This window comes from Faecalibacterium sp. AF10-46 (assembly GCF_003604105.1).
Classification (GTDB): domain Bacteria; phylum Bacillota; class Clostridia; order Oscillospirales; family Ruminococcaceae; genus Faecalibacterium; species Faecalibacterium taiwanense.
In genome coordinates, this window is sequence record NZ_QVGY01000001.1 from 243008 (window position 1) to 254747 (window position 11740).

Consider the following 11740-nt stretch of genomic DNA (forward strand, 5'->3'; position numbering starts at 1 on the left):
ATAAGAATGTTGTGCGCATGAGCCTGCTGGAAAGGGCATGTGCGCCCAAGACCGCCGCCGTCTTATCCCGGCACCGTGTGTGCATTGGCGGCAAGGAAGGAGAAAAACCTTTTGATCGAAGACAAGACAAAGGAGCAGCAGCCCGCTTCACCGGTAAAACCGAAACGCGGCCAGAGGCTGCGCTCCCTTTGGGCACAGCTGCAATGCATGGGGCTTTTGCACCGGCACCGGCTGCGCCGTAAAACCCAGAATCATATGAATGATTTTGGCAGAAAGCTTGCCCAGAATTCTGCCGCGCCAGTCATCGGGGAGACGCTGTATGCACTGGGCTATTCTACAGAGTATGTATTCGTCCGCGTTGGGCGCGGCCTGCGCAGCGGCTGGCTGTGGCTGTGGCAGGCATTTACGACACTGCTGGCAAATACTGCGGCAATGGCGTTCCCGGGGGCAGCGCAGATGTTCCGGGACCTGTTCGGCCCGATCTGGCTGTTCTTCCGGGGCTGCGGTTCGCTGCTGGTGCACGCCCAACGGGTGCGGAAAGAAAAAGGCTTTGCCGCAGCCTGCAAAGCCAGCGTACATTATCTGGCCAGCGGCGTGCGCCGCAACCTGAAAACACTGCCGCGCATGGCCATGTATGTGCTGCCGGTGTGCGCACTGGCCGTTATGGTGACCGTGTTCAACCATACCGTCCGCCAGCCTTATGCGCTGGAGGTGCAGGTGAACGGCCAGACCGTCGGCTATGTGGCCAATGAGGATGTGTTCAACTCGGCCCGCGAGGCGGTGCAGGAGCGTATCAACTACGCAGACACCGACCATGCAAAGTGGACCGTGGAGCCTACCTACACCGTTACCGTGGCCCACAAGACCATGGATGAAAACGAGATGGCGGACGCGATCCTGAAGAGCGCCAGCGACGAGATCAGCGAGGGCACGGCCCTGTATCTGGATGGTGAGCTGACCGCAGTGTGCAGCGATGGTGCCAGCCTGCAGAGCTACCTGAGCAGCCTGCTGGAACCCTATGAGGACCCTGAGAACTCCAACGTGACCGTGGGCTTCAACAAGGAAGTCACGCTGGAAAACGGCATCTACTTCAACGACAGCTTTCAGGACGAAGCGGATGTGGAAAAGGAACTTTCCGGTGTGCAGCAGCAGGAAAAGATCTACACAGTGGGCGCAGGCGACACGCTGTGGAGCATCGCCCAGAAAAACGACCTGACCTTCCGGGAACTGTGCGAGCTGAACCCCAGCTTCAAAGGCGCACAGCTGAATGAAAAATCCAACATTCAGGCCGGTGATGAGCTGATCGTGACCAAGCAGGAAGCTACGCTGGAAGTGCGCATCACCAAGGTGGAGACCTGGCAGGAGGAGATCCCCTATACCACCGAGACCACCACCTCCAACGAGTACACGGTGGGCACCAAGAAAACGGTGCAGAACGGTGTGAACGGCCTGCGTCAGATCACGGCGCAGCGTGTTTATAACACCGACGGCATCCAGCTTTCCCAGAAGATCCTGAGCACGGAAGTGGTGCAGGAGCCTGTCACGGAAAAGATCGTGAAGGGCACCAAAAAGGTGACCAGCAGCACCAGCTACATCACCGGCAGCGGTCAGTTCATCTGGCCGGTGCCCGGCTACCGGAACTGCTCGCGCTGGTACGGCGGCAGCCACAAGGGTGTGGATATCTGTGCGGCTGCCGGTACGCCCATCTACGCATCGGCGGGCGGCACCGTGACCAAGGCCGGCTACAACAAGGCCGGTGCCGGTACGGGTTATGGCTACTCCATCATCATCAGCCACGGCAGCGGCTACACCACGGTGTATGCGCACTGTCTGTCGCTGGCGGTGCACTCCGGTCAGACCGTCAAGCAGGGCCAGCTGATCGGCTATGTGGGCAGCACCGGACGCTCCAGCGGCAACCACTGCCACTTTGAGATCCGCCGCAACGGCAGCTACATCGCGCCGCAGAATGTGTTCAACCGCAGAAAGTATAGGTAAAGGTAAGTTTGCAGAGGGCTTTTTCTCCGGAGAAGGCCCATCTGCTGTATTATGTAACAGAAAAGGAGAGATGATCTTATGTCTACCCCTCACATCAGTGCTGAAAAAGGCGATTTTGCAAAGACCGTTCTGATGCCGGGCGATCCCCTGCGTGCAAAATTCATTGCGGATACCTTCCTCAAGGATGTCCGTCAGGTGACCGGCGTGCGCGGCATGCTAGGCTTTACCGGCACTTACGAGGGCCGTCCCATCAGCGTGATGGGCAGCGGCATGGGTATGCCTTCCATCGGCATTTATTCCTATGAGCTGTTCAAGTTCTACGATGTAGAGAACATCGTCCGCATTGGCTCTGCCGGCAGCTATACCGACAAGGCCAAGCTGTTTGACGTGGTGCTGGCCGCCGGTGCTGTGAGTGAAAGCAACTATGCCCGCGTGCAGAGCGGTTTTGACGGCAATGTTACCCTGCCCAGCCAGAGTCTGAACGACAAGCTGCGCGCTTCTGCCGCAAAGCAGGGCATCCCCCTCATCGAGGGAAACATCCATTCTTCGGATGTGTTCTACCGTCAGCCCTCCGATGCAAAGCCCACCTACTGGGAAAAGCTGCGCGACGAGCGCGGCTGCCTGTGCGTGGAGATGGAGAGCTTTGCCCTGTTTGCCAATGCACAGGTGCTGGGCAAGAACGCTGCCTGCCTGCTGACCATTTCCGACAGCTTTGTTTCGCCGGAGATCACCACGGCAGAACAGCGCCAGAAGAGCTTTACCGACATGATGAAGGTAGCACTGGGTGCAGAATACTAAGCGTTAAAAACGTATTTCAGCGCGGTTTGCCTGCAAAAGGGCTTGCCGCGCTGTTTTCGACCGCTGAAAACCAAAAAAGGAGTGACGGATATGACAAACCTGACGCTGGAAGAAAAGAAGGAGCTCATCCGCATGGCACTGGCTGCACGGGAAAAAGCCTATGTGCCCTACAGCGATTTTATGGTGGGCGCTGCCCTGCGCGCCAAGGATGGCCGCATTTTTACCGGCTGCAACGTGGAGAACGCTGCCTTTACCCCCACCAGCTGTGCAGAGCGCACGGCTCTGTTCAAGGCGGTGGCTGAGGGCGTGACCGAGTTCACCGACATTGCTGTGGTGGGCAGCCGCCGCGGCGAGGTAAACGAGCAGATCACTTCTCCCTGCGGGGTGTGCCGCCAGGCTCTGTTTGAATTCGGCGGGCCGGAACTGAACGTTATCATGGCAAAGACACCGGAAGACTTTATCGAGCGCAGCATGGACGAACTGCTGCCCTTCGGCTTTGGCCCCTCCAATGTGGCGGGCAACCGTGCCGTGAAGTAACGGGATAAAAGCGCAGAGGCACACTGCAGGACAATAAAGTAACGGAAATACGTGCATTGTGCGGCAAAACACAGGGAGTGCACGGAAAATGGCCGGAACTACGGCAAATTTGTGCATAAATACTACTTTTGATAAAAACTGACAAAATTATTGTAAAGATTTTGTAATCGGAATTTGCTTGCATCTGACACGGCTTGCCGTTATACTTGAGCCAGTAAATGTGCAGCTCTGCGCATTTTATTTATTTGACGCGATTTTTTAAAATAAAGGAGAGTTTCTTATGAAGATTTCTCGTCGTAACTTTCTGGCTGTGGCTGGTGCTGCTGCCGCTGCCGCTGCTCTGACCGCCTGCGGCGGTTCTTCCGCTTCTTCTGCCAGCACCGCTTCTTCCGCTGCTGCTTCTACTGCCTCCTCTGCTGCTGAGGGCGGTGAGAAGATCGTCAAGGTCGCTCTGACCTGCGATACCGGCACGATCGATGATGAGAGCTTCAACCAGGCATGCTGGGCTGCTGTTTCCAGCTACATGGGCGATGACTGCCAGTACTACATCCCCGAGGCTGACGCTTCCGATGAGGACCGCGAGACCATGATCCGTCAGGCTGTCAACGACGGCGCTGATGTGATCGTCTGCGTCGGCTACCTGTACGGTGCTTCTCTGGCATGGGCTGCTGACCAGTATCCCGATGTCAAGTTCATCGCCATCGATGTGACGCAGGGCGATATCGGCACCGATGCCATCCCTGCCAACTGCTACTGCATCACCTTCAAAGAGGAGCAGGCAGGCTATCTGGCAGGCTACGCCATCGCAAAGGACGGCAAGACCAAGCTGGGCTTCCTGGGCGGCATGGCTGTTCCCGCTGTTATCCGTTACGGCTACGGCTTCGTGCAAGGTGCTGATGCCGCTGCTGCTGAGCTGGGCCAGAACATCGAGATCAACTACTTCTACGGCGGCCAGTTCTACGGTGATGCAAACATCACCTCCCGTATGGAGGGCTGGTACTCCAACGGCACTCAGGTCGTCTTTGCCTGCGGCGGCGGCATCTACACCTCCGCTGTTGAGGCTGCTCTGAAGAACAACGGCTACGTCATCGGCGTTGATGTTGACCAGAACTACATCGGTGCAAACGGCGTTGCAGACGGCACCTACGCTTATAACCCGTTCATCACCTCTGCTATGAAGGGCCTGTCCGAGGCTGTCAACACTGCTCTGGCTGATATCGAGGCCGGCAGCTGGGGCGACATCGCAGCTTCCAACGGCAACTTCGGTCTGGAGGACGGCGATTATGTCGGCCTGCCCACCGATGCAGACAGCTGGAACTTCGAGTCCTTCACCACCGACGAGTACGAGGAAGTCAAGGGCAAGATCAAGAGCGGCGAGATCACTGTTGATAACAGCTCCGACGACGCTACCAAGCCCACCGTCAGCGAGTTCACCACTGTCAACTACATCCAGTAAGCTGTTGTCCGGCAGGCCTGCCTGCGGACGATCGATGGTTCTTTTCAAAGCGGGGCATCCTGTAACGGGGTGTCCCGCTTTTTTCTGTCTTCTATTGGCGTAATGCGGGAAAAATGCAGCGTACTCTTCGTGAAAAGAGTACAAAAGTAATACTATTGTCTGTGCTTTCTGCCAAAAAGCAAAAAAGACATGTGCAAATTGCCGCAAATCAGGTATAATGGAACTTAAAGAAGTATCGGTGTCGAAACGACACGAAAGGAGAGTGAGCAGATTGGCAGAGGATTTTGTGATCGAAATGCTCCACATTACCAAGGAGTTTCCTGGGATCAAAGCAAACGACGATATCACCCTGCAGCTGCGCAAAGGCGAGGTACATGCCCTGCTGGGCGAGAACGGCGCCGGCAAAAGTACACTGATGAGCGTGCTGTTTGGCCTGTACCAGCCGGAAGCTGGTCAGATCCGCAAAAACGGCAAGGAGGTTGCTATCCGCAACCCCAATGATGCAAACGCACTGGGCATCGGCATGGTGCACCAGCACTTCAAGCTGGTGGAATGCTTCAGCGTGCTGGACAACATCATTCTGGGCGTGGAACCCAACAAGATGGGCTTTTTGCAGAAGGCCGAGGCACGCAAAAAGGTGATGGCCCTGAGCGAAAAGTACGGCCTGCGCGTGGACCCGGATGCACTGATCAGCGATATCTCTGTTGGTATGCAGCAGCGCGTTGAGATCCTGAAGATGCTGTACCGCGACAACGAGATCCTGATCTTCGACGAGCCTACCGCAGTGCTGACCCCGCAGGAGATCGACGAACTGATGGAGATCATGCGCGGGTTCAAGAAGGAAGGCAAGTCCATCCTGTTCATTACCCACAAGCTCAACGAGATCATGGCTGTGGCAGACCGCTGCACAGTTCTGCGCAAGGGCAAATGCATGGGTACCGTGGACATCAAGGATACCACCAAGGAAGAGCTTTCCCGCATGATGGTTGGCCGTGATGTGCAGCTGCAGGTGGACAAAAAGCCTGCCAACCCCGGCGAAGTGGTGCTGGATGTGGAAAACGTCACCATGCACAATGCCCAGCACAAGAAGGATGCAGTCCGGAATGTCTCTTTTCAGGTGCACGCCGGTGAGATCGTCTGTCTTGCCGGTATCGAGGGCAACGGTCAGACCGAGTTCGTCTACGGCCTGACTGGTCTGGAAAAGATCAGCAGCGGCAAGATCACACTGGACGGCAAGGACATCACCAACGAGTCCATCCGTCAGCGCTCCAAGGACGGCATGAGCCATATCCCGGAGGACCGCCACAAGCACGGCCTTGTGCTGGATTACAGTCTGGAAAACAACATGGTGCTGCAGCGCTACTGGCAGCCCGAGTTCCAGAAGGGCGGCTTTATCCGCAGCGATAAGGTGCGCGAATATTCCGATAAGCTCATTGCCCAGTACGATGTGCGCAGCGGTCAGGGCAGCCTGACCACCGTGCGCAGCATGTCCGGCGGCAACCAGCAGAAGGCCATCATTGCCCGTGAGATCGATAAGGACCCGAAGCTCTTGGTGGCAGTCCAGCCCACCCGCGGTCTGGACGTTGGTGCAATTGAATACATCCACCGTCAGATCGTGGCCGAGCGGGATAAGGGTACGGCCGTGCTGCTGGTCAGTCTGGAGCTGGACGAGGTGATGAACCTGTCCGACCGCATCCTTGTGATGTACGAGGGCGAGGTCGTGGGCGAATTTGACCCCAAGACCACCACCGTGCAGGAGCTGGGCCTGCATATGGCAGGCGCACGCAAGCAGGGAAAGGAGAGCAAATAACACATGAACAAGAAAAAACTTTCCCACAGCAGTCTGAACAGCTCCATCACCAGTGTGCTGGCTGCTCTGCTGTGCATCCTGATTGGCCTTGTGGTCGGTTTTCTGGTGCTGCTGGCCATCAACCCGGCCCACGCATGGGGCGACGGCTTTGTGCGCATCCTGAAGGGCGGCTTCCATGACGCGCCCTACGGTGTCGGCAAGGAGCTGGCAAATGCGGCTCCCCTCATTATGACCGGTCTGTCCGTGGCCTTTGCCTTCAAGACCGGCCTGTTCAACATCGGTGCGGCGGGTCAGTATACGCTGGGCGCTTACGGCGCTCTGTACTGCGCCATCATGCTCAAGCTGCCGTGGTTCGTCTGTCTGATCGCAGCCACCATTCTGGGCGGCATCTGGGGTGCGATCCCCGGCTTCTTCAAGGCCTACTTCAACATCAACGAGGTCATTACCTCCATCATGTTCAACTGGATCGGCCTGTATCTGGTCAATGAGCTCATTTACCAGAACGGCACCGGCCCCATGTACGATGTGCGCAACACCCGTACCATCAACATCAGCAAGAACGCCGATTACGCTCAGTCCATCATCCCGGATTTCGGCCTGAACAAGCTGTTCCAGACCAACAGCACCACCATCGCCATCTTCCTGGCGGCAGCGGTGGCAGTTCTGATCTGGGTGGTGCTGAACAAGACCACCTTCGGCTACGAGCTCAAGGCAGTCGGCCTGAACAAGAGCGCTGCCCGCTACGCCGGCATCAACGAGAAGAAGAACATCATCCTCTCCATGGCCATTGCCGGTGCGCTGGCCGGTTTTGGTGCGGGCCTGTACTATCTGTCCAATGTGTCCCAGTGGAACCCGCTGAACTCCACCAGCCTGCCGGCAATGGGCTTCAACGGCATTTCCGTTGCACTGCTGGCAAGCTCCAACCCCATTGGCACCATTTTCTCGGCGATCTTCATTTCCCATATCTCGGTGGGCGGCTCCTTCCTTTCCACCAAGTATTACCCCACTGAGATCTCGGACCTGATCAGCGGCATCATCATCTACCTGTGCGCATTCTCCATGCTGTTCCGCGGCAAGATCCACGCACTGCTGTTCAGGAATGCCGACAAGACCAATGTGAACGCAGAGCCTGCTGCTCCTGCAGGATTTGCAACCGAAAAGGAGGGCAAGTGATATGCTGCTTCTGATCAAATATACGCTGCTGTATGGCATCGTTCTGATGATGGTGGCACTGGGCGGTATGTTCAGTGAGCACTCCGGCATCATCAACATTGCACTGGAAGGTATCATGGTCATTGGCGGTGTGGCGGGTGTTCTCACCCTGACCATGCTGCCTTCCAGTATGCCGGTCTTCCTCGTGGTGCTGATCTCTGTTCTGGTGGCGGCACTGGCCGGTATGGTGTACAGTCTGCTGCTGGCCTTTGCCTCCATCAACCTGAAGGCGGATCAGACCATCGGCGGCACGGCCCTGAACCTGCTGGCTACTGCTATTGCGGTGGTCATTGCCAAGTATTTCAGCGATAGCGGCAGTGCAAAGCTGAACTACTCCAACAAGCCCTTCCTGTTCAGCATCGGCGGGCTGGAACTGAGCATTTTTGTGCCGCTGGGCATCATTCTGCTGATCATCAGCTATGTGGTGCTGTACAAGACCCGCTTTGGCCTGCGCCTGCGTGCCTGCGGCGAGCATCCGCAGGCAGCGGACTCTGTGGGCATCAATGTCTACAAGATGCGCTATGCCGGTGTTGTCATTTCCGGTGCGCTGGGCGCGATCGGCGGTATGGCCTACATCGTGCCCCCGGTGCAGACCTGGAACTTTGAGGTGGGCGTGGCCGGCGCAGGCTTCCTTGCCATGGCTGTTATGATCTTTGGCCAGTGGAAGCCCTTCAACATCTTTGGCGCAGCCATGTTCTTTGCTGTGTTCAAGAGTCTGGCAAACATTGCAGACTCCACCTTCCTGGCACAGCTGCACTGGTCCAGCAACATCTACAACATGATGCCGTTCGTGGCGTCCATGATCATTCTGGCGTTTACCTCCAAGAACAGCATGGCACCCAAGGCAGAGGGCATCCCCTATGACAAGGAATCCCGCTAAAACGACGATTCGTGATCCCCAAAAAAGGGCGCAGCTGCTTTTCCGGGCGGCTGCGCCCTTTTTGGCTTAAAATTGGGCAAAGTTTACAGAATGATACTTGCTTTTGTTTGGAATTTTGCTATACTATATCTTACAATGTCGTACTATCAATGTCGTACTATTGAAAAAACGAGGAGCGTGATACGATGCGCGTTTATGATCTGATCGCAAAAAAGCGTGATGGCGGTACGCACAGCCGTGAGGAGCTGGAGCAGATCGTCAATGGCTATGTCAGCGGAGAAGTGACTGATTACCAGATGGCTGCATGGATGATGGCTGTCTATCTGCGCGGCATGACCGATGAGGAGACCGCAGAGCTGACCGATGTGATGGCTCACAGCGGTGTGATGGTGGATCTTTCGCCCATTCCGGGCATCAAGGTGGACAAGCACTCCACCGGCGGCGTAGGTGACAAGACCACGCTGGTCATTGCCCCCATCGTGGCGGCCTGCGGCGTGAAGATCGCCAAGATGAGCGGCCGGGGCCTTGGCCATACCGGCGGCACCATTGATAAGATGGAGAGCGTGCCCGGAACCAGAACCGCCCTCTCGCAGGAGGAGTTCTTTGCGCAGGTGAACAGGATCGGCCTGTCGGTCATTGGCCAGAGCGAGGGCATTGCCATTGCAGATAAAAAAATGTATGCCCTGCGGGATGTGACCGCAACCGTCAGCTGCATCCCACTCATCGCATCCAGCATCATGTCCAAGAAACTGGCTTCCGGCTCGGATGCCATCCTGCTGGATGTGACCACCGGCACCGGAGCTTTTATGAAAACGGTAGACCAGAGCATTGAGCTGGCTAAGCTGATGGTATCCATTGGCACCCATCACGGCCGCCGCGTTGCTGCCATGATCACCGATATGGACACCCCGCTGGGCCATAACATTGGCAACAGTCTGGAAGTCATGGAAAGCATGGATGTGCTCAAGGGCCATGGCCCCGCCGACCTGACCGAGGTCTGCCTGCAGCTGGCGGCGAACATGCTGGTGCTGGCCGATAAGGGCACTCCTGCCGAGTGCCGCGCCATGGCCGAGGCGGTGATCGCCGATGGGTCTGCCTTTGCAAAGTGCAAGGAGATGTTTGCGGCGCAGGGCGGCGATACCCGCGTGCTGGACGATTACAGCCTGTTTGAGCAGCCCGCGGCAAGCTTTGAGCTGCTGGCAGAGCAGGACGGTTACATTGTGGCGAACGATGCCGAGAAGATTGGCTCTGCCAGCGTACTGCTGGGTGCGGGCCGACAGAAAAAGGGCGACCCGCTGGATTTTGCCGCCGGCATCACCCTGCATAAAAAGCGCGGCGACTACGTAAAGAAGGGCGAGAGCCTTGCCACCTTCTACGGCGCAGCCGATAAGTTTGAAGCTGCCGCCGCCGAGTACCGCAGCGGCCTTGGATACGGCCCTGAGAAGCCGGAGGAAGCCCCGCTGGTGTATGCCCTTGTAACGAAGGACGGCGTGGCGCGCTATTAAATGAAATAAAAGCTTCCGGGACGGTATCTCCCGGGGCTTTTTTGCGTCATTTGGCAGGTTTTTGTTGCATAATGTGGAAAACAGTGGAACTTTGGCAGGAGATATGGTATACTATGATGGATTTGTGCTGTCCCGGCAGAAGGGACGCGGAAAGAGAAAGGACTTGTTATGAAGATCATTCTGGTGGGCGGCGGCAAGGTTGGTACTGCGCTGGCGCGGCAGCTCAGTGAGGAAGACCATAATGTGACCATTGTGGATACCAACAAAGCGCGTGTGGAGCACCTGACTGAAAGCTACGATGTGCTGGGCATCGTGGGCAACGGTTCCTCGATCACCACGCTGGCAGAGGCCGGCATTGAAGACGCGGATGTGTTCATTGCCGTGACCGGTTCGGATGAGCTGAACCTGCTGTGCTGCATGTTTGCCAAAAAGGCGGGCCACTGCCATGCAATTGCCCGTGTGCGCAACCCGTCCTACAGCCATGAGTTGGACTTTATCAAAAAGCAAATCGGCATTTCGGCCATCATCAATCCGGAAATGGCTGCAGCAAAGGAAATCTCCCATCTGCTGCGCTTCCCGGGTGCAAGCAAGATCGACACCTTTGCAGACGGCCGTGTGCGGCTGATCAAGTTTGCACTCACTGCAGAGCAGGGGCTGGATGGCGTGGCCATCCGCGAGATCCCCACCCGTCTGAAGAGCGACATTCTGGTGTGTGCAGTGGAGCGCAGCGGCGGCGTGATCATTCCGAACGGTAACTTTGTACTGCAGAACGGCGATCAGGTCACCTTCCTTGCAACACAGGAAAAGGCCCACGAGTTCTTCCAGCGCATCCACCTGCCGGTGCGCCCGGTGCGCAATGCCTTCATCGTGGGCGGCGGTGCCATCGCCTTCTATCTGAGCCAGGAGCTGCTGGAAAACCACGTGCGTGTGCGCATCGTGGAGCGCGACCCTGCCCGCTGCATGGAGCTGGCCGAGCAGCTGCCCGGCGCACAGATCCTGAACGAGGACGGCTCCAACCGCGAATTCCTGCTCTCGGAGGGCATGGAGTCCACCGAGGCTTTTGTGGCCCTGACCAACATCGACGAGGAAAATGTGCTGCTGACCCTGTTTGCCAAAAAGCACTCCAACGGCAAGCTGGTCACCAAAGTCAACCGTCTGGAATTTGATGATATTCTGGCCGGTCTGGATCTGGGCAGCGTGGTCTACCCCAAGTACATGACCTGCGATTACATCGTGCAGTATGTGCGTGCACTGCAGAACGAAGCGGGCAGCAACATCAAGACGCTGTACCGCATTCTGGACGACCGTGTGGAAGCGCTGGAATTTACCGTCCACGAGAAGAGCGCTGCCACCGGTGTCCCCCTGAGCCAGCTGCACCTGAAAAAGAATCTGCTGCTGTGCTGCATCACCCGCGGCCATCAGATCCTGATCCCGCGCGGCGGCGACCAGATCCAGGTGGGCGACAACGTGATCGTGGTCACGCTGGAGCATGGTCTGCATGACCTGCGCGATATTCTGGACAAGGGCGCAGAGGGTTGACGGAGGCA

At 57.0% G+C, this 11740-nt stretch carries 9 protein-coding genes; all 9 read left to right on the top strand.

The genetic code is table 11. The features are described 5' to 3' along the window. Positions 1-111: 111 nt before the first annotated feature. Positions 112-1995, top strand: a complete 1884-nt coding sequence (locus DWV57_RS01245) for a M23 family metallopeptidase (RefSeq protein WP_243112278.1) — start codon at positions 112-114, stop codon at positions 1993-1995. A 78-nt stretch (positions 1996-2073) separates the two neighbouring features. Further along, positions 2074-2793, top strand: coding sequence for a purine-nucleoside phosphorylase (deoD, locus tag DWV57_RS01250; protein ID WP_120019688.1), 720 nt, complete (start codon positions 2074-2076; stop codon positions 2791-2793). A 90-nt stretch (positions 2794-2883) separates the two neighbouring features. Continuing rightward, positions 2884-3330, top strand: coding sequence for a cytidine deaminase (locus DWV57_RS01255; protein ID WP_005940064.1), 447 nt, complete (start codon positions 2884-2886; stop codon positions 3328-3330). Between the two features lie 280 nt (positions 3331-3610). Beyond that, complete coding sequence (locus tag DWV57_RS01260; protein WP_097778163.1) at positions 3611-4786, top strand: BMP family ABC transporter substrate-binding protein; 1176 nt, start codon at positions 3611-3613, stop codon at positions 4784-4786. A 295-nt stretch (positions 4787-5081) separates the two neighbouring features. Further along, complete coding sequence (locus tag DWV57_RS01265; RefSeq protein ID WP_165853652.1) at positions 5082-6596, top strand: ABC transporter ATP-binding protein; 1515 nt, start codon at positions 5082-5084, stop codon at positions 6594-6596. Positions 6597-6599: 3 nt separating this feature from the next. Further along, entirely contained in the window at positions 6600-7769 is a 1170-nt protein-coding gene (locus DWV57_RS01270; protein ID WP_120019690.1) for an ABC transporter permease, read from the top strand. A 1-nt stretch (position 7770) separates the two neighbouring features. After that, a complete protein-coding gene (locus tag DWV57_RS01275) occupies positions 7771-8688 on the top strand; it encodes an ABC transporter permease (protein WP_120019691.1) in 918 nt (305 codons plus the stop codon). Positions 8689-8873: 185 nt separating this feature from the next. Further along, positions 8874-10193 (top strand): thymidine phosphorylase, encoded by a 1320-nt coding sequence (locus tag DWV57_RS01280; RefSeq protein WP_097778159.1) that lies wholly within the window; start codon positions 8874-8876, stop codon positions 10191-10193. 168 nt (positions 10194-10361) lie between these two features. Next, entirely contained in the window at positions 10362-11732 is a 1371-nt protein-coding gene (trkA, locus tag DWV57_RS01285; RefSeq protein WP_120019692.1) for a Trk system potassium transporter TrkA, read from the top strand. Positions 11733-11740: the final 8 nt, after the last annotated feature.